This window comes from Streptococcus sp. SC1 (assembly GCF_030272855.1).
Lineage (GTDB): Bacteria > Bacillota > Bacilli > Lactobacillales > Streptococcaceae > Streptococcus.
This window is the reverse complement of the sequence record NZ_JAQCMU010000003.1, coordinates 173,052-192,343: the sequence shown is the minus strand read 5'-3', so window position 1 is coordinate 192,343 and position 19,292 is coordinate 173,052. Positions and strand designations below refer to the sequence as shown.

The following is a 19,292-nucleotide window of genomic DNA, read 5'->3' as shown; positions in this document are numbered from 1 at the left end:
CTTACTTCCCATCTAGGATGATACCCATTTGTGAGAGAGGCTCGCCTAGTTTTGTGACAGCTTCTCCTAGCTCTTTAGTATCTTCCTTGCTCAATTCGGTATACAGTTTATAATTCTTAGAATCCGTCATGTGCTTGTCTAACAAACTATTAACATTCTTGAACTCAGTTTCTATACTTTTTACCAGTTTTTCATCTTTCTTTTCAATCAAAGGTTTAAAGAGTTCGAAAATCTTTTCTGCCCCTTGGATATTGGCACGGAAGTCATACAAATCCGTATGTGAAAAGATTTCTTCCTCACCAGTAATCTTGCTGGTCGCCACTTCGTTAAGGAGGTCAACTGCACCAGTCAGCATAATGTCTGGTGTGACCTCAACCGTCGCGATTTTAGCCTTTAATTCTTTGATGTCATTGACCAACTGGTCTGCATATTTTTCCGTACCAGCCGTTGTATTGCTTTCCCACAGAATTTTTTCAATCCGGTGGAAGCCTGACCAGCCTTCTTCAGTCTTGTTTTCATCCACATAGTCAGCTAAGCGGAAGTCAATTTTCACATCAGACTCTCCGAAGCTTTCGGCAATCGGCTCTGAACGCTCGTAGCTCATGCGAATTAGCGGATACATTTTCTTGGCTTCGTCAAGCTTGCCTTCTTTGAGCGTATCTCTGAATTTCTCCGTATCCGTCAATAATTGATCAATTTCTTTCTGTACAAAGGCTTTATACTCTGCTGTTGCCTTATCCAAAGCTTTCTGGTCAGAGGACGATAGACTTGTTTTAGCTTCCGAACTGCTGGCACTTGTATTCGATTTTTGATTAGCAGCACAGCCAGTCAGTAAAATAGCTGTTGACAATAAGACAATTCCAAGTTTTTTCATCTTGACTCCTTTATTTTCCCTAAAAGGGGCGAATTCATATAAATTATAACAATTTATTTCTCATATTTCAATAAATTGTCAGATAATTATAATAAAACTCTTCTTTCTGAGTCAAGAAACAAGTATTTTAAAGCAAAATATCTTTAATTTTGCCAATTTCTGACTTCTTGACGACTACATAAATCGTATCTCCTAAGTAGAGACGACTGGCTCCATTAACGGTCTGAGTCTTACCCTTATGGATATTCATCGTGATTAAAACGCCATGCGGTAGCTCCAATTCATGCACCTGCCGACCTGCGATTTTTTCTGAAACAGGAATTTCAATCAAGGTTGTCTCTCCGTCATCTTCAATCCGATCTGGCAGCATTTTTTCAAGCATGGCTTCATAGACAGGAGCTCCCTTTAGCAGATCCATAGCAATATAAGCCATCAGTGTAACCAAGCCCAGTGGCATGAGGTTTCGAATATCTCCCACCATCTCCGTCACGAGAATCATAGCTGTCAGCGGAGCTTTGGAAATGGCGCCAAAATACCCACTCATTCCCAAGATGATAAAAATTGGAAATTGTTCCTGCGTGATAAAGCCAGCCTCCACACAAAGTGCTCCAATTGCTGCGCCTAGTAAAGAACCTAAAGCCAGAATGGGCAGGAAAATACCACCAGGAAGGCCGCTGCCATAACTAATCATGCTCCATACAAAACGGAGTAAGAAGAAGAGAAGCAAGGTTCCAACTGTGTAATGTGCACTCGTCAAAGACAGAATCAGCTGGTTTCCACCGCCCAGCAAATGAGGCAGAAAATAGCCAATCGGAACGATTAAAACAAAGGCAAAAATCGGATAGTAAGCTTTTGGTATTCTAAAAAATTTTCCTAGGGCTTCATAAACCAAATGAATATTAAGAACTGCTTTTTCGTAGAGAAAGCCAGCCAAGCCTAAAAACAGGCCCATCAAGATATAAATCCAGTACTGATTCAGCCCCATGAAAGGAATATTATCCGGCATATCCAAAACGGGGGTCAGGCCGAATATAGACAGGGAAATAAAATTCGCCACCAAACTTGCAGCCAAGGTTGAAACCCAAAAGAAGCGGGAGAAATGATGGTACACTTCCTCAACAACAAAAAGCAAACCTGCAATTGGCGCATTAAAAGCTGCAGCCAAGCCCGCAGCTGCACCGCTGGCAATTAAGGTCCGTTCCTCTACTGGACTCAAGTTCAGCCACTTAGATATGCCTTTGCCACTCATCGCTCCTAGCTGAATACTCGGTCCCTCACGTCCCAGCATCAAGCCACTGGAAATCGCTAAAATACCAACTAAGAATTTTTTCCAGAGAATGCTCCACCAAGAAAGTGACATCAAGCCTTTCAACTCGGCCTCAACTTGTGGAATCCCTGAACCCTTTATATCCTTTTCCGTAGCTACCAATCTAGCATTTACAAAGACAATGAAAGCATACAAGAAAAGCAAGGCTACTAGCCAAAACCACTCGCTCCTGCCCCTCACATAAGCCGCCTGAATCAGGTGAAAACTTTTCTCAATCAAAAAACGAAATGCACCCACTACTAGTCCAGCAAAAATACCCACCAGAATCCCCCTAGATACTTGGGAAATGATGGAGCTGGACATAAAATTAAATTCTTTTCTCGTATCAGAAATCTGTTCTTTTTGTTTGATCATAATCTCTCTCCAAAAGATCTTATAGCAACATTTTAGCACAAAATATGGGCCAGAAACAAGGCGATAGCCATGAACATTTTACTTTTGAATGTAAAACTTTTAACATCAACTCCCTCAGAGTTAAAAAAATGCCAAAAATGCAGTTTAAACATCAAAAAACGACCTTGAAGGTCGTTTCGTGTTTAGATTGACAAATCTTCCTGATCAATCTTGTGAGCTGTTCGATAAGCTTGGTAGAAAATGAAGACAGCTACAGCAGTCATAGCAGGAACGATAACTGGGATATCCGTTTCAATAGAAGTCAATGGAGAGTTCCAGAAGAAGTGGAGAACAAAAGCTGATAAGAAGTAAAATAGACCAGCTTTAAAGTAGACCTTTTGAGTCTTAGCAAATCGGAACATCAGAGCTAATCCGATAGTGGTCAAAGCAGTGTAAAGCCAGTGAGAAGCTACCCCTCCTGTGATACGGCCTAAAATACCAGAGATCGTGAAGGAAAATCCTTCAGGTAGGTCGGAAAGGATATAAGAAAAGTCCTCACTAATCTGAAAACCTATGCCAGCTGTAATTCCCAATAGTAAAAAGCCTTTAAGTTTTTTGACTGGCACTAGATAGACAGCGAAAGCAACTGCCAAAAGCTTGAGCGGCTCTTCAACCAGTGGAGCTGCGAGGGCATTCTCCAGATAACTGATCACAGTATTTGGAAAGCTCGTGCTGACCCACTCGTGGATATAAGTATTGGCTAAGCCAGACGTCCATCCAGAAATGAATAGCCCACCTAGCAGAGCAATCCCAAGGCTAAATGCAGGCGTCTGCCATTTTTTACCCAAGCCGCGAATCAAAAGTAGAGCTGGAATGATATAAATCAGGGCCAAAAGGGCTGACAGTCCGACAATTCCATAACCAGTACCTGACATACTGCCAGTAGTATAAGCTTGCGTCTCGTATTCCAAGCCAATCGCGCTCAGAAGGAGAAAAATGAAAAGAACAATGTTTTTCTTCATAAGTAACTTTCTAAAATTTTATTTTCATCCTAGTATAACAAAAAAATCTAAAATAGAACTAATTTTAAGACTCATTAGAATGATTATTAATTATTGTACTAGTCGATAAACTTATAATATATATGCCTTGTTCTGTATTGTATTGACAATTCAACTTGATAAAACAAGCAACAAAAAAGTCCCTCATCGGGACTTTCATTGATTATTTTTCAGCTGTTAGTGCAGCCATAGTGATGTAGTTGTATGGTTTGTTAAAGTGTGGCAAGAAGAAGAGATCTGTCAAGGCCAACTTGTCAATTGTTACATGCTCTTGGATAGCAAGTGAGAACATATGGATTCCCATGCTAATTGCAGAGTCACGAGACACCATTTGTGCACCAAGGATTTCGCGGCTGTCTTTATCAAAGACAATCTTGATGGCAACTTCGTGGTTGTCGTGTTTGATAAATTCTGGTTTTTGAAGATCGTTAAAGCCAGTTTCAGTTGCGTTATAGCCAGCAGCTTTGGCTTTTTCAAGTGTCAAACCAGTTGAAACCATGTGAAGACCGTAGATAGAGATACCGTTTGATCCTTGCACACCGATTCCTTCTAGTTCATGACCACAAGCGTTGTAAGCACCCACGATACCAGTACGAACAGCGTTAGATGCAAGGGCAATGTAGCTTGTGTCTTTACGTGCATTGTCATAAACAGTCGCACAGTCACCAACAGCGTAGACACCTGGAATAGAAGTTTCTTGTTTCTTGTCTACAAGGAAGGCACCGTTGCGGAAGAGTTCAATCTTACCATCCGCAAGAGCTGTGTTTGGACGGAAACCAACAGCAAGAACAACCATGTCCACATCAAATGTTTCTTTGTCTGTTACCAAGCGTTCAACTTTACCATCACCTTGGATTGCTTTAACTGTTTGACCAAGAGCCAAGCGGATGTTGTGGTCTTCCAAGTTCTTCGCCATCATTTGAGTGAAGTCTTTGTCGTAGTAGCCGTTCAAGACAGTATCTACGATGTCAACAAGTACCACTTCTTTTCCAAGACGTTCGAAGGCTTCAGCAAGTTCTACACCGATGTAACCACCACCAACAACGGCAATGCGCTCAAGGTGTTTGCTCTTGTCCTCAAGTTTTTCAATAACTTCTTCAGCATTTTGGTACAATTTAACAAATTGGACGTTTTCAAGAGTCGCTTTAAATTCGCGGTTCCCCTTAACGATTTCAACGCCTTCAATTGGAGGCAAGATTGGAGTTGAACCAGTTGCAAAGATCAATTTATCATAAGACTCTTTGTGTTCTTTGCCTCCCACTTCTGCAGTCACAACTTTATTGTCGTAGTCAATTGAAAGAACTGGTGAGTTCATGTAAACTTTAGCGCCTTTAGCTTCCAATTTTTCTTTATCAGAATAGAAGAGTCCTTCTGGACCATCGATTTGTTCCCCAATCCAAAGTGCCATTCCACAACCAAGGAATGAAATATTTGAGTTTTGGTCAAATACAACAATTTCATTTTCATGACCAAAGTTGTCCAACATCGTATTAATACAAGCTGTACCAGCGTGGTTAGCACCAACTACAATGATTTTACTCATAGAATAATCCACCTTTAAATTTAATTTACCAAACTAGTATACCATGTATCTGTTAGCGTTTACAAGATATATGCTCAGAATTTTTTTAAATTTGGCAATTAACTTTTATTTTAAACAAAAAATTTCAATCTTTCTGAAAATATTATATATTTACAATTGTGAAAACGGTATCTTTCTGTTATACTAATAGAGAAGATTAAGAAATTTAATAGGGAAGGTTGTGATAAAAGTGGATCTTATTTCTAGATCCATCCATTTAATGGGATCGACTATCACTATTTCGATTCTCCATGAAAATGCCGACAGTCTTTTAGACCAGGTATTTTCTCTCCTAAGATTGTATGAAAAGCGCTTTAGTGCAAATGATGACAGCTCTGAGCTCATGCAAATCAATCACGCTGCCGGTAAACATTCCGTTTGTGTCCATCCTGATTTGTTTGAGTTGATTGAGTTGGGAAAAAAACATAGTCTCGCTCCGGACAGTCATCTCAATATTACCTTGGGACCCTTGATTCAAACTTGGCGAATTGGCTTTGCAGATGCAAAAGTTCCCAGTCCAAAAGAAATCAAGCAAGCGCTGTCACTTACTGACCCTGAGTGTATCGAGTTAGATGCAATTGCCTCCAGTGTTTTTCTGACAATGGAAGGCATGAAAATCGACTTAGGCGCCCTTGCAAAAGGTTATATTGCAGATAAAATCGCTGCTTTCTTACGGAGTCAAGGCGTTGCTTCTGCCCTCATCAATCTTGGTGGAAATATCTTAACCATCGGTCTAAATGAAAAAAATAATCGTTGCTGGCGGATTGGCATTCAAAATCCAATCTTGCCACGTGGAAACAACCTAGCTCTTCTGTCAGTTCAGAATCAGTCTGTCGTGACTTCAGGAATATATGAAAGAAAACTGCAGGTAGATGGCAGGGTTTATCATCATATTTTTGACCGTACCACAGGCTACCCAATTGACAATCAACTAGCTAGTCTCACGATTGTTTCATCAAAGTCCGTCGATGGTGAAATATGGACGACCCGTTTATTCGGGGAGAGCCCTACTTCCATCTTAGAGAAAGTCGAACAAGAAAATGGAATCGAAGCCTTCGTTATTACAGAAAATCATCAAATTTTTTATTCATCTGGTCTCAGCCCAGAAATCTTATCCTAAATCCAGAAAGGAACCTACTATGTTAAAATTTATCGGTCTAGTTGGTACAAACTCAAAGAAATCAACCAACCGCCAACTCCTTCAGTACATGCAAAAGCATTTCGCTGATAAAGCAGAAATCGAGTTGATTGAAATCAAAGATATTCCTATTTTCAACAAACCGTCTGATATGCAAGTTCCAGAGATCGTTAAAGAAATCGCTGCGAAAATCGAAGCTGCTGATGGTGTTATCATCGGAACGCCTGAATATGACCACTCTATTCCTGCTGTACTTATGAGTGCCTTGGCTTGGTTGTCTTACGGTATCTATCCATTACTTGGTAAACCAGTGATGATTACAGGAGCCTCTTATGGAACTTTGGGTTCATCTCGCGCCCAACTACAACTCCGTCAAATTTTGGATTCGCCAGAACTCAAGGCTTCTGTTATGCCAGGTTCTGAATTCCTACTTTCTCACTCACTTCAAGCCTTTGATAAAAATGGAGACCTGATTGACCTCGAAACCATTCAAAAATTAGACGCTCTTTTTGATGACTTCCGTCTGTTTGTTAAAATTACAGAAAAATTATCAAGTGCCCAAGCACTTCTTCATCAAGAAGCTGAAAACTTTGACTGGGAAAAATTGTAAGAACTAGAAGGGAAAGAATCAAATGAAATTTGTTGGACTTGTCGGCTCAAATGCAGACCAATCATACAACCGTAAATTACTAGAATTCATCAGAAAACAATTTAAACTGAAATTTGAATTGGAAGTTTTGGAAATTGATGAAGTTCCACTCTTTAATCAAGATGAAAAATGGGACGAATCCTTCCAGCTGCGCCTTTTGTACAACCGCATCACGCGCGCTGACGGTGTCATCATTGCCACTCCTGAGCACAACCACACCATTACAGCAGCTCTCAAGAGCGTCCTCGAATGGCTCTCTTATGAGGTTCACCCATTTGAAAGCAAGCCTGTCATGATTGTAGGAGCTTCCTACTACGACCAAGGAACCTCTCGTGCCCAAGTACATTTGCGTAAGATCTTGGATGCTCCAGGTGTCAATGCTTATACTTTACCAGGAAATGAATTCCTTCTTGGTAAAGCGAAAGAAGCTTTTGATAATGAAGGCAATATCACAAACGAAGGAACCGTTAAATTCCTTGAATCTTGCTTAGATAACTTTGTTAAATATGTTGAGGTAGTCTCAAAATTGAAAAAACCTAAACCAATTGCTCCTGAAGACTTAGATGTCACGAACCCAATCGCAACAACCATCACAGAAGTTGACCCTGACGATCCAGAATGGGTAGAAAAAGCTGCAAAAGCTGTTGGTGCTGTTTCTGGCGATACCTATGTCAAGCTTGACCATGGTATCCTGACTGTTAACCAAATCGACATGTTCTTAAAGGCTATGCCGTTTGAATTGACTTACGCAGATGATAACAACCAGTTCCTTTACTATAACAACGCTCATCAAGATCCGGACACTATGTTTGCCAAACGTGTACCATCCCAATCTGGTGGCCGTCTCTCAACTCTACACAACTCTCTTCCTGCTGCTCGCATGAAGAACGTGGAATGGGTAGTTGGTGTTCTTCGTAATGGTGATCAAGAGTACGTTCGTACAATCGTGCCTGGCTCACCAGCAGGTGTTATCAATACCCACAACTACCAAGCAATGTACTATCCTGATGGATCTTACGCTGGTATCAACGAAATCGTCTTCAACTTCCAACCTTGGCTAGATTGGTACCTAAAAACAACTGGTCAACGCTTGGTTGGAGGAAGCGGTCCTTTTGCTCCTGCAGCTGCAGCCGCCGACGCCACTTCTGGTGCTTCAGATACTGGCGGTGGTCACGGCGGTGGAGATGCCGATGCAACATCTGGCGCTAGTGCCTAATCAGAACAAAATGAAAAGAATGGATTTTTACATCCATTCTTTTTTATTTTATTTCATTTCCTTGAAGGCCTTTTCTGCTTCTTCGTTGCTGATTGCTCCAAATTGAATCTTCCCAATTTTTCCTTGGCTATCAATGAGGATTTCGGTTGGAATACTGCGAACCTGATAGGCTTGGAAGATTGCACCAGACGTGTCAAATAGGACGGGCACATCCTTATATCCTTGTTCTTGATACCATTTTGGGAAGTCCTCAACAGACTTCTCTCCTTGGAGGCCCGGTGCTACAATAGACAATATTTCAAAATCACGGTCTTTTTTACCAGCTAACTCGACCAATTCTGGCATGCTTCGCTTACAAGGTCCGCACCAAGAAGCCCAGAACTTCAGATAGACTTTTTTCCCACGGTAATCAGAAAGCTTGACAGTTTTTCCATCCATTGACTGGAGAGTGAAGTCCGGTGCCTCCTGACCAACTGCAACCTGCGATTGGACACTTGTATTGGACTGGCTTTGACTATCCATCCCCTTTTCGTCAGATGAACAAGCTGATAGTGTCAGAAAAGCTATCGAAGCAACAACTAGCGAAAGAATTTTTTTCATCTTTTTCTCCTTTTATCCAAAAATTCCTGATAAAGCATTTAACTGCCCGAGCATGAGAAGGATTCCCATAAAAATGATTAAGGCTCCTCCAATTTTTTTCATTAGCCCCATATAGGGTTTGATTTTTGAAAAATACCGCATAACGAAGCTAGAAGCTAGAGCTAAGATGAGAAATGGCAAAGCCATTCCCAAAGTATAAACCAGTGTTAGGAGCGCTCCTTGGATAGCTCCATTTCCTCCAGAGGCAGCTAGAGCCAGAACCGAACTAAGGACAGGTCCAATGCAAGGTGTCCAACCAAAACTGAAACTAATACCAAGCAAAAAGGCTGAAAGAAAATCATTCCGACGACTGTCTTTCTTAAATTCCACATTTTTCTGGAATTGTAACTGCCTGATATTAATCAGCTCCATCTGGTGAATTCCGAGCAAAATGATGATGATCCCCATCAGATAACGGAATTTCTCATCGTAAATCACTCTGCCTAAGAATCCTGCACCAAAGCCTAGTAGAAAGAAAACTAAAGAAATTCCAGCAATGAAACACAAGGTCTTGATCAGACCAGTCCAAGCGATCTTTCTGCCTAAAAACTTGACTTCTCTAGGCTCTTCTTCATCCAGCAATATCCCTATGTAGACTGGTAATAAGGGAAAGATACAGGGTGAGAAAAACGAGAGAATTCCAGCCAAAAAGACCGAAACAAAAAATAAACCAGACTCCATCCCAACCTCCTTTAAGATGTGTTTTCAATATTATTATAACAAACGATTTAAATTTTTCCACATTTTGCTACACTATCCTCATTTTTGTATCATTTATCGGAGAAGCCATCTGTAAAAGGCCTATTTCATTCCTAAACAGCAAAAAAGCCGGAAATTTTCCGGCTGGAGTACTGAAGGATAGCGAACTTAATCATCTGAATCTAGTGGCAAATAAAGACTAATCTGGGTGAATGTATCAGCTTCAGACTGGATTTCCATATGATAGTCGTCTCCGAACTGCAATCTCAAGCGTTGATCGACATTTTTCAGACCAACCCCACCTAAGCGAGGGAGAGTCTGATCCTCTGAATTTTGGAGATCAAAACCGCGGCCGTTATCATAGATAGACAGTATCAGCTGCCCCTCTTCTGCTTTCGACGTCACCCGAATCATGCCCTGTCTGTCAATTTCCTTGATTCCATGGTAGATGGCATTTTCAACCAAGGGCTGGAGTACCAGCTTGGGCAATTTATAATCAGCTAGAGATTCATCCTCTTCAATCTCATATTGGAGCTTATCACCATAGCGCTGCTTCTGGATAAAGAGATACTGACGAACGTGATCGATCTCATCTTTGAGGGCAATCTGTTCGTGTCCTTGATTAAGCGCCAAGCGGAAATACTGAGCGAGTGATTTTGTTACCTCAACAACACGCTTGCTGTCGTTAAACTCAGCCATCCAGACAATGGTATCCAAGGTATTATAAAGGAAATGGGGATTGATTTGAGCAGAGAGAGCTCGGAGCTCATAGCGGCGGACATTTTGTTCTTCTGTCTTGACAGCTTCCATTAGTCGTTCGATTTGATCCAGCATTTTATTGAACTGCTGAGCCAAGTCAACCAACTCTGGAGACCCCTTTGCTTCCGCCCGAAGGTTTGATTCGCCTGCGCCAATCTTTAGAATGACAGCCTGCAGATTCTGCAGAGGCTTAATCCACAAACGCAGAACAAACCAAATACCAGTCAAGCACATCAGGAGTGCTAAAATGCCCATTCCCACAAAAGAATAAAGCATCTGTGACTGAAGCATCTGTAATTGCTCTAATGAAGTAACGCCAATTAAGGTCCAGTCGCTATCCGCAATATCAATCTGGTAGACAAAAGCCTGCTTCTGGTCTGCGTAACCATCCTTGACCGAGATATAGGGCTGCATAGCTTTCATTTCCTGACTGGAGGAATAAACACTCTTCTTGGGATGATAGACAAATTCATGCTGGCTATTAACAATAAAGCTAAAACCCTTCTTTCCTAGCTGAAGCCGATCCAAATAGGCTTTGAGACTATTGTAGCCGATATCCAGACGCAAAACACCGAGATTCTGCCCTGCTTCATCCACTACTTCCTGAGTGACAGAAACAACCCACTTCTCCTTTTCTGATGATAGAGATTCCTTGCGAGCAGGTGTCAAGACAGGCATGGCTCTGGTATGGACAGCTTCCTGGTACCACTTTTCATTCATCATATCAGAAGATGTCTGCATACTGATTTGAGAATCTGTCGAGACCACGCGCCCGTCCTTGGTAACCAATACTGCCGACACCAAATCCGGATCTGTTTCAATGATGGTTTTCATCAAAGCCTGAACTGACGTTTCGCTGCTTTCTTGATTCTGAGCAAACTTACGAATCGTTTCTTCCTTGCTCAGTGTGGAGGTAGTTTGTTTTAATTTCTGCAAATAGGAAGCAATAAACTGCCCGCTTTGCTCCATGCTATTGCGCGTCGTCCGCTCTGTCAGCTGCCGAATAGTCTGCGAGCTAGTCTGATAGTAAAGACTTCCAACAACCCCCAAGAGTAAAAGAACCAGAAGAAAGATATAAACAATCAACTGGATAAGAAGCGGATAGCGTTTCATTTCTCCTCTCCTTTTTTAAACTGCCGAGGTGTCAGCCCAACCACCTGCTTGAAGCGCTGAGAAAAATAGTTCATATCTTCAAAACCTACCTGCTCTGCTATTTCATAAATCTTCAAATCTGTGGTTAAGAGTAAGAGTTTAGCTTTTTTTATCCGTTCTTGAATCAAATAATCTTGAAAAGGCAAGCCTAATTCTTTTTTGATAAGAACACTTAGGTAGGACGGACTAAATCCCAATTGGAAAGCCAAACTTTTCAAGCTTAATTCTGAATCAGCTAGACGCGCGTGAATAGCCTCTTCCAACTCAGAGTGCTGTCCTTGATCGACCAAGTTTTGAATCTGAGCTCTTTTACGTTCCTTATCAAGTTTAGTCTGTACCTTGGCCAACATCTCCTCAACATCATCCTTGGAAAATGGCTTGAGAAGATAGTCATCTGCACCTAACTTAATGGCCGTCCGAGCATAGTCAAAGTCATCATAGCCTGTCAGGAAAACGATATGGCACTTAGGAGCCTGGTCCCTGACTAGCTTGGCCAGTTCAAGGCCATTCATCTGTGGCATATTGATATCGGTTAGCAGGATGTCAGCAGGATTTTCCTGAAATTTCTGCCAAGCTTCTATTCCATTTTCAGCCTGGGCAATGACCTGCATACCAAACTGTTCATAGTCTACCAAGGACGCAATTCCCTGTCTTACCAGATATTCATCCTCTACAATCATGATTGAATACACAAGATTCAACTCCTTATTTTTACTGGATTTATTATAGCAAATTTTCAATCAAAATGCTCTTAAACATAATCCAACAGATAGCCGTAGCCCTTCTCCTCCATCTCAGCTTTTGGAATGAACTTGATTGACAAACTATTAATACAATAGCGCAAGCCTCCCTTATCCTTAGGACCGTCTGTGAAAACATGGCCCAGATGGGAATTTCCAACCCGACTACGAACTTCTGTTCGAGTCATATTGAAGCTCTTGTCTTCTTTGTAAGTCGCAACATCTGGACTGATAGGACGTGTGAAACTGGGCCAACCGCAGCCTGAATCAAACTTATCCTTTGATGAAAAGAGAGGCTCGCCTGTCACCACATCCACGTAGATACCAGCATCAAACTTATCCCAATAGCGGTTAGAAAAAGCCCGCTCTGTGTCATTCTTTTGTGTAACTGCGTATTCTTCTGGCGAGAGCTTAGCCTTAATCTCTTCATCGCTAGGCTTAGGATAGCGGCTAGCTTCGATAACAGGGTATGCAGCTTGATTGACATCGATATGGCAATATCCATTAGGATTCTTTTTTAGGTAATCCTGATGGTAATCTTCTGCTTTGATAAAGTTTTTTAGAGGTTCTTTTTCGACAGCTAAAGGCTTATCATATTTCTTAGCAACCTCATCAAAGACCTGATTTATAGTCTCAAGATCAGCTTCGTCCGTATAGTAAACTCCTGTCCGATACTGGGTACCCTGATCATTTCCCTGCTTGTTTTTAGAAGTTGGATCAATGATGCGGAAATAGTGAAGTAAGATTTCTTTGAGAGATATTTTTTTAACGTTATAAGTAATTTTTACCGTCTCAGCGTGACCAGTTTGGGAGACCAATTCATATTTGGTCGTGTCGCTCCTACCATTTGCATAGCCAGACTCAGCATCAATGACACCTGGCACGCGAGAAAAGTACTCCTCTACTCCCCAGAAACATCCACCAGCCAGATAAATCTCCCGCTTGTCCTCTTCCTTGACATCTTCTTTCTTCTGTTTAGTCACTTCTGTCTTGCTCATAGAGGCTTTCTTGATTTGCTCAATATTGGCCTGAGATGGGTTAATAGACATGGAGCCCTTGATTAAGAAAAATAGACCAAAACAGGCAAGCAAGCCAAACAAAACCAGAAGAATCTTCCATTTGCCTTCCATGTTCATTGCTCCTTTCTACTTGATTTCCTTTAGTGTTTTCTCAATATCTTCCTTACTCATGTAGCCCACATGAGTTTTAGCAAGTGAGCCATCACTATTGATAAAGAGAGCAGATGGATACGAGCGAATACCGTATTCTTTCAGTAATTCTCCCTTGGTATCCATGAGAACTGGCATGTTCTTGTAATCCAAAGACTTGTACCATTCCTTGAAATCATCAGCAGACTTTTCTCCGTTAAAAGTCGGAGATACTACCGACAGGACAACATAATCTTTTCCTGACTGCTCCTTAGCCAAATCATTGGTATCTCCAAGGGTGGATAGACAGATAGAGCACCAAGAAGCCCAAAATTTTAGATAGACTTTCTTGCCTTTGAAATCAGACAGCTTGTAGGTCTTGCCGTCTACTCCTTGCAGACTAAAGTCCTTAGCCATTTTTGTAGCTTGATTAGAATTTGCCTTACTAGTCATGGAACTTTTATCATTTTTAGAAGCTTCCGAATTCATTTGCTGATTTGAGCAAGCTCCCAATAAGCCGACACAAAGCAGACTGGCAGTCAAAATCGATAGTTTCTTCATCGTTTTCTTTCCTTTCAAAATGAGGAGAAAGCCGACAAAACTGACGACTTCCACCCTTATTGATAATTTTATTTATCAGATGACATTTCGGATGAATCTTTCATGTCATCCTTCATGCTTGAATCGCTTGATTTCATATCATCTTTCATGTCAGACTTACTGTCGGACGTCATAGAAGAATCCTTCATATCCTCCTTTTTCATCTTATCGTCTGACATGCTAGAGTTTTTCATATCCTCCTTCTTCATGTCGTCTTTTTTCATATCATCTTTCTTCATCATGCTGCTGTCATCCATCTTTTTCATGTCTGAATTTGACTTTTGACTGGAGCAGGCAGCCAAGGCAAAAATACTAAGAGTAGCCATTGTAAGGGTAGCGATTTTTTTCATGATATTTCTCCTTTAATTATATAATATTTATCCAAATAATGACGCTAAAGCGTTTAGATTTCCGAGCATAAGCAGAATTCCCATGAGGATGATGAGTGCCCCGCCGATTTTCTTAAGCGTTCCCATATAAGGTTTGAGTTTGGCAAAGCGCTGTAATACCCAGCCAGAAGCCAAAGCCATGGCTAGAAAAGGAAGGGCTAATCCTATTGTATAAACCAACATAAGTAAGCCTCCCTGAAGAGCGCCGTTACCGCCAGAAGCTGCAATTGCTAAGACAGAGCTCAGAACAGGTCCCACACAGGGTGTCCAACCAAAACTAAAGGTGATACCCAAGAGAAAGGCGTTTAGAAAATCACTTCTTTTACTATTCTTTTTAAGTTGGATGCTCTTTTGCTTTTGCAGCTGCTGGATATTGATGATTCCCATCTGGTGGATTCCTAGTAGAATGACAATCCCGCCCAGAACATAACGAAACCAAGGGGCATAGAGGACTTGTCCTAGAGCGCCAGCTCCATAGCCCAAAACTAAGAATACAGTTGATAAGCCAGCTATGAAACATAGAGTCTTAGCCAATCCATACCAGGAAATCTCTTTTCCCATAAACCGAACCGTTTTCGGCTGATCCGAATCCAGCAGAATTCCTACATAAACCGGCATAAGCGGTAAAATACAGGGCGAGAAAAAGGAAAGAATCCCTGCTAGAAAAACAGAAATAAAGAACAAAAAACTTGTTGCCATTTTAAAAACCTCTCGATCAATTTTCTGACTCTAGTATAAAATAAAAATCCCCCTAAAAATAGGGAGATCGATTTGAAAAAACTTGAATTTGATTTTATCTTTGCTAAATCAAGAGTTAAAAATATTTATCACTTATTGTGGATTTATGTTAAGTTGAGAGCAAATGTAAAAGTGCTTCCTAGGCCACACTGGCTTTCGACCGTTATTTCCCCACCCAGCTGATGAGCCAACTCACGTGCAATAGCAAGACCCAGACCATGCCCGCCTGTCTTCATATTACGAGATGTTTCCACACGATAAAGGCGTTTGAAAATCTTATCCAAATCCTCAGGAGCAATACCCTGTCCTTCATCTTTCACACTTATTGTCAAGATTTGCTCAGTTAATTGAGCCACGACCTCAATTTTAGTTCCAGGGTCTGAATACTTAAAGGCATTATTTAGCAAGTTGACCAAGATACGGGAAAGTTTATCGTAATGGCTCTTAATTTTCGCTGACTCAGGAGACACTTGAATGTAGATGTCTCGCTCCTCCTGCTCAATCAATAGTTGAAATTCACTCATAGCCTCAATCAATAGCTGATCTATAAAGACTATTTCGGCTTCTCCATCTGATTCTATTCGAGGCTGGGCATTAAGAGTCAAAACATCCAATTCTTCCACCAATTTATTCAAGCGCTCTGTCTGACGGCTAATCGTGGTCAAGTAATGAATCTGCTCCTCTTCTTCGATGACTCCATCTAAAATCCCCTCCACAGTCGCCTGAATAGAGGTAATGGGAGTTTTAATATCGTGAGAAAGCTGGGCAATCATCATTCCCTTTTCTCGTTCACTTTCATCAAGCGACTCAAACGTTTCTTGCAAATTATGCGACATATCGTTAAAAGCCTGACCCAACTCTTGAAATTCGATAGGACCCTTGGCTTCAATCTCTGTACTAAAATCCTTGTCAGCTATATTCTGAGCCTGTTTTTTCAGATGCCGAAGGGAAGAAAATACTGGCGATAAAAGAAAGAGACTGACTGCCGCTCCTATGAAACTAGCAATCAAGGTCATTCCAACTAGGAAATCAATCTCGCTTTTTACAATCAACATTCGCTGGACTGCCCAGAAAACGAGTAAAATCGTTAGTAGGCTAGAAATCAGATACCCCACCAGAATGTAACTTTTTAATTTCATTTTATACCTCGTGCTCCTTCCATTTTATACCCCAGACCCCAGACAGTTTTGACGGCAGGAGTGTCTGAACTGGCATACTTGGTCAATTCCTGTCTCAGAGCATGTATATGAACATTAAGGGTATTGGTATCATCTACGAAATCTTCCTGCCACACCTTCTCGTAAAGCTCCGTCTTTGAAAAAACTCTCTCAGGATTACTAGCTAAAATCCAGAGCAATTCAAAGGATTTCACTGTTAGTTCCAAAAAATGCTCTCCGATGCGAGCCTCATGAACCGCATGATTCATCACCAAATCACCGAGCTCAATTTGTTCGATCTCGCCTCCACGATGAAGTCGGCGCAAAATATTATTGACTCTTAGCACCAGCTCACGCGGACTAAAAGGTTTGGCTATAAAATCATCTGCTCCTAAGCTCAAACCGTAAATTTTGTCTTGATCGCTAGTCTTAGCCGTTGTAAAAAGAAAAGGCTGATCAGGTGCTATATACTGAACCTCACGGATAAAGTCATAACCGTCCATATTCGGCATCATGATGTCCGTGATGATCAAGTCAACAGATTTCTTTCGGAAAAGATCTAACCCCTCCACGCCATCTCGAGCCACTAAAACATGGTAGCCATCCTGCATAAGATAGCGCTTTTGAATATCTAGAATATCCATCTCATCATCAACGAGTAAAATTGTCTTTCCCATTTGCCAATCTCCTGATAAAAACAGTGTTATACTGGCTTTAGTATAACACTATTTTTAGTAATTTTTAAATGATTTGAACCTTAATCTTTTTGTTTTTCTTTCAAACCTAGAAGGCTAAGAATTCCTGCCAAAACTAGTCCTAAGAAACCAATGGTAGCTGTAGCTGTTTGAGCTTCACCAGTTTTTGGTAACGTAGGCTTATCATTCTTTTTCATCGTATCTGCCATCGGCTTAGAAGTTGGGTGTTCCCCCTTCACATCAGTCATGCGATGATCTACTTCCTTCGTACCCTCAGCTGTACTCATAGAATCTGTTGCAGAAGGCTTCTTATTCATCTGACCTTCTTGAGATGGTGTTGTAGAAGGCTTCTTATTCATCTGACCTTCTTGAGATGGTGTTGTAGAAGGTTTCATATTCATTTGACCTTCTTGAGATGGTATTGTAGCCATTTCTTTTCCACGAAGCTGAATCGTTACTTGACGAGTCGCGATAAGATTTGTCAAATCTGGTTTTCCATCTTTAGCACCATAGACCTTGACAGTAGCTTGGTAACTGCGAGTGCCATTAGCACGAAGTTGGTCGAGAAGGGCTTGCCCGTCTTTACCGGTAGTATTGCCGTTCAAATCCACTTCGTAGAAGTATTGACCTTTCGCCAAGCCTTCAAGTGGCAAGAGGGCTGGATTTTTAGCTGTGCCGTTGTCTGACCAAGGAGCCTTGTCAGAAGATTTGAGCAAGAGACGCGTCAACATACCATCTCCACCGAAAGCTTCATACGGAATGACTTGATTAACACCTGCCAAGAATGGACCGGGAACGTTCGCTTTTTCTAAATAGCTGGCTGGGACGTCAATATGGTCTTTAATATTTTTGGTGACTGAGTCTTTGACTGCTTCTTTTGAAACAAGGCCGTTCAAGTTAACAGTTACATTTTTTGTAGCTACGAGATTGGTCAAATCTGCTTTTCCATCTTTAGCACCATAGACTTTAACAGTAGCTTGGTAAGCATATGTGCCATTAGCGCGAAGTTGGTCGAGAAGGGCTTGTCCATCTTTACCTGTAGTATTGCCATTCAAATCTACTTCGTAGAAGTATTGACCTTTAGCTAAGCCTTCAAGTGGTAAGAGGGCTGGATTTTTAGCTGTTCCATTGTCTGACCAAGGTGCCTTATCAGAAGATTTGAGCAAGAGGCGCGTCAACATGCCGTCTCCACCGAAAGCTTCATACGGGATGACTTGATTAACACCGGCCAAGAATGGACCGGGAACGTTCGCTTTTTCTAAGTAGCTAGCTGGGACATCAATATGGTCTTTGATATTTTTAGTGACTGAGTCTTTGACTGCTTCTTTTGAAATAAGGCCATTCAAGTTAACAGTTACATTTTTTGTAGCTACGAGATTGGTCAAATCTGCTTTTCCATCTTTAGCACCATAGACTTTAACAGTCGCTTGGTAATCATATGTACCATTAGCGCGAAGTTGGTCGAGAAGGGCTTGTCCATCTTTACCTGTAGTATTGCCGTTCAAATCCACTTCGTAGAAGTATTGACCCTTCGCTAAGCCTTCAAGTGGCAAGAGGGCTGGATTGTTAGCTGTTCCATTATCTGACCAAGGTGCCTTATCAGAAGATTTGAGCAAGAGACGCGTCAACATACCATCTCCACCGAAAGCTTCATACGGGATGACTTGGTTGACACCCGCCAAGAATGGACCGAGAACGTTCGCTTTTTCTAAATAGCTGGCTGGAACGTCTACTGAGTCCTTAGTATTTTCTTCAACTCCTTTTTTAACTTCATCTTGAGTCGTTACTGATTGAGAAATAGCCGCTTCACGAGCTTGGTTTGAAACTACATCAAGAGTTGCCACTGGCTTAGTTTCTTCTTTCTGATCGGTAACTTCTGTAATATTCTGTTCTTCTTTGGTTTTTGTTACTTCTTCCTTTGGAGTTAGGCTAGACTTGTCTAAAGAAATAGTTTCATCAGCTACTTCCTTTGAAGCTGACTGATTTTCAGGAAGAGTTGAATCCACTCCTTCTTTTAAAACTGTCTCTGGCAACTCATTCTTTTCTAGTGATGATGAATCTGTTTGAAGAACTTCAGTCGGAGTCGTAGTGAGAACATCTGCATGTACAGTGTTTGGTTGACCAACTAGCAAAAAGAAACCACTGGCAACTACGACGGAAGCCACACCCACGCTTAAACGACGGATTGACCAGCGAGCATACTTTTGATTTAGGTTGAATTTCATAAGATTCTCCTTTAGGTTTGTTTTTTTATGAATCTAGTATAATCTCCTAAGATTAAATGGAGATAAGAAATAGTTAAAATTTCTCTTAAATCTATCTTATAAAATGCTTATATTGTCTTATTGTTCATAAGAAACAACTTGAGTTTCTTCACCAAACATTCCCAGTCTTAA

General features: G+C 41.2%; 18 protein-coding genes. 3 read left to right on the top strand and 15 right to left on the bottom strand.

The window, feature by feature from the left end:
• Nucleotide 1: 1 nt before the first annotated feature.
• The 4 genes from efeO to nox all read right to left on the bottom strand — a co-directional run bounded on the left by efeO (nucleotide 2) and on the right by nox (nucleotide 5,138).
• Nucleotides 2-874: an iron uptake system protein EfeO gene (gene efeO / locus PAN94_RS06190; protein ID WP_285875140.1), complete on the bottom strand. Its 873-nt coding sequence runs from the start codon at nucleotides 872-874 to the stop codon at nucleotides 2-4.
• A gap of 127 nt (nucleotides 875-1,001) precedes the next feature.
• Entirely contained in the window at nucleotides 1,002-2,555 is a 1,554-nt protein-coding gene (locus PAN94_RS06185; RefSeq protein ID WP_285875139.1) for a ClC family H(+)/Cl(-) exchange transporter, read from the bottom strand.
• Nucleotides 2,556-2,737: 182 nt separating this feature from the next.
• Nucleotides 2,738-3,556, bottom strand: a complete 819-nt coding sequence (locus PAN94_RS06180) for a PrsW family intramembrane metalloprotease (protein ID WP_285875138.1) — start codon at nucleotides 3,554-3,556, stop codon at nucleotides 2,738-2,740.
• 202 nt (nucleotides 3,557-3,758) lie between these two features.
• Nucleotides 3,759-5,138: a H2O-forming NADH oxidase gene (nox, locus tag PAN94_RS06175; RefSeq protein ID WP_285875137.1), complete on the bottom strand. Its 1,380-nt coding sequence runs from the start codon at nucleotides 5,136-5,138 to the stop codon at nucleotides 3,759-3,761.
• Nucleotides 5,139-5,367: 229 nt separating this feature from the next.
• Here nox and PAN94_RS06170 point away from each other — a divergent pair, with 229 nt between their 5' ends.
• From PAN94_RS06170 to PAN94_RS06160, 3 genes are read left to right on the top strand one after another with little or no spacing between them, the layout of a single operon-like run.
• Complete coding sequence (locus PAN94_RS06170; RefSeq protein WP_353048970.1) at nucleotides 5,368-6,297, top strand: FAD:protein FMN transferase; 930 nt, start codon at nucleotides 5,368-5,370, stop codon at nucleotides 6,295-6,297.
• A gap of 19 nt (nucleotides 6,298-6,316) precedes the next feature.
• Nucleotides 6,317-6,925: an NADPH-dependent FMN reductase gene (locus PAN94_RS06165; protein ID WP_005589803.1), complete on the top strand. Its 609-nt coding sequence runs from the start codon at nucleotides 6,317-6,319 to the stop codon at nucleotides 6,923-6,925.
• A gap of 22 nt (nucleotides 6,926-6,947) precedes the next feature.
• On the top strand, nucleotides 6,948-8,180 hold the full coding sequence (locus PAN94_RS06160) for an NAD(P)H-dependent oxidoreductase (RefSeq protein ID WP_005589802.1): 1,233 nt from the start codon (nucleotides 6,948-6,950) through the stop codon (nucleotides 8,178-8,180).
• A gap of 48 nt (nucleotides 8,181-8,228) precedes the next feature.
• On the opposite strand, the gene sdbB is transcribed toward PAN94_RS06160, so the two are convergent.
• The 11 genes from sdbB to PAN94_RS06105 form a co-directional block, all read right to left on the bottom strand.
• Nucleotides 8,229-8,780 carry a thiol-disulfide oxidoreductase-associated lipoprotein SdbB gene (gene sdbB, locus PAN94_RS06155; RefSeq protein ID WP_005589801.1) on the bottom strand — a complete coding sequence of 184 codons (552 nt, stop codon included), beginning with the start codon at nucleotides 8,778-8,780 and terminating at the stop codon, nucleotides 8,229-8,231.
• 12 nt (nucleotides 8,781-8,792) lie between these two features.
• Nucleotides 8,793-9,500 carry a thiol-disulfide oxidoreductase-associated membrane protein CcdA2 gene (ccdA2, locus tag PAN94_RS06150; RefSeq protein ID WP_125390679.1) on the bottom strand — a complete coding sequence of 236 codons (708 nt, stop codon included), beginning with the start codon at nucleotides 9,498-9,500 and terminating at the stop codon, nucleotides 8,793-8,795.
• 186 nt (nucleotides 9,501-9,686) lie between these two features.
• Nucleotides 9,687-11,390: a cache domain-containing sensor histidine kinase gene (locus PAN94_RS06145; RefSeq protein WP_285875135.1), complete on the bottom strand. Its 1,704-nt coding sequence runs from the start codon at nucleotides 11,388-11,390 to the stop codon at nucleotides 9,687-9,689.
• On the bottom strand, nucleotides 11,387-12,121 hold the full coding sequence (locus PAN94_RS06140) for a response regulator transcription factor (RefSeq protein WP_285875134.1): 735 nt from the start codon (nucleotides 12,119-12,121) through the stop codon (nucleotides 11,387-11,389). The genes PAN94_RS06145 and PAN94_RS06140 overlap by 4 nt, the downstream gene beginning before the upstream one ends.
• Before the next feature lie 59 nt (nucleotides 12,122-12,180).
• Complete coding sequence (gene msrB, locus PAN94_RS06135; protein ID WP_285875133.1) at nucleotides 12,181-13,299, bottom strand: peptide-methionine (R)-S-oxide reductase MsrB; 1,119 nt, start codon at nucleotides 13,297-13,299, stop codon at nucleotides 12,181-12,183.
• A 15-nt stretch (nucleotides 13,300-13,314) separates the two neighbouring features.
• Complete coding sequence (locus tag PAN94_RS06130) at nucleotides 13,315-13,878, bottom strand: redoxin family protein (RefSeq protein WP_239192516.1); 564 nt, start codon at nucleotides 13,876-13,878, stop codon at nucleotides 13,315-13,317.
• A 68-nt stretch (nucleotides 13,879-13,946) separates the two neighbouring features.
• Nucleotides 13,947-14,267 (bottom strand): hypothetical protein, encoded by a 321-nt coding sequence (locus PAN94_RS06125; protein WP_285875132.1) that lies wholly within the window; start codon nucleotides 14,265-14,267, stop codon nucleotides 13,947-13,949.
• A gap of 27 nt (nucleotides 14,268-14,294) precedes the next feature.
• Nucleotides 14,295-15,005: a thiol-disulfide oxidoreductase-associated membrane protein CcdA2 gene (gene ccdA2, locus PAN94_RS06120; protein WP_285875131.1), complete on the bottom strand. Its 711-nt coding sequence runs from the start codon at nucleotides 15,003-15,005 to the stop codon at nucleotides 14,295-14,297.
• Nucleotides 15,006-15,148: 143 nt separating this feature from the next.
• Complete coding sequence (locus PAN94_RS06115) at nucleotides 15,149-16,183, bottom strand: HAMP domain-containing sensor histidine kinase (protein ID WP_285875130.1); 1,035 nt, start codon at nucleotides 16,181-16,183, stop codon at nucleotides 15,149-15,151.
• On the bottom strand, nucleotides 16,180-16,878 hold the full coding sequence (locus PAN94_RS06110) for a response regulator transcription factor (protein WP_285875129.1): 699 nt from the start codon (nucleotides 16,876-16,878) through the stop codon (nucleotides 16,180-16,182). The genes PAN94_RS06115 and PAN94_RS06110 overlap by 4 nt, the downstream gene beginning before the upstream one ends.
• An 80-nt stretch (nucleotides 16,879-16,958) precedes the next feature.
• Nucleotides 16,959-19,121, bottom strand: coding sequence for a PavB family fibronectin-binding SSURE repeat adhesin (locus tag PAN94_RS06105; RefSeq protein WP_285875128.1), 2,163 nt, complete (start codon nucleotides 19,119-19,121; stop codon nucleotides 16,959-16,961).
• Between the last annotated feature and the right edge of the window lie 171 nt (nucleotides 19,122-19,292).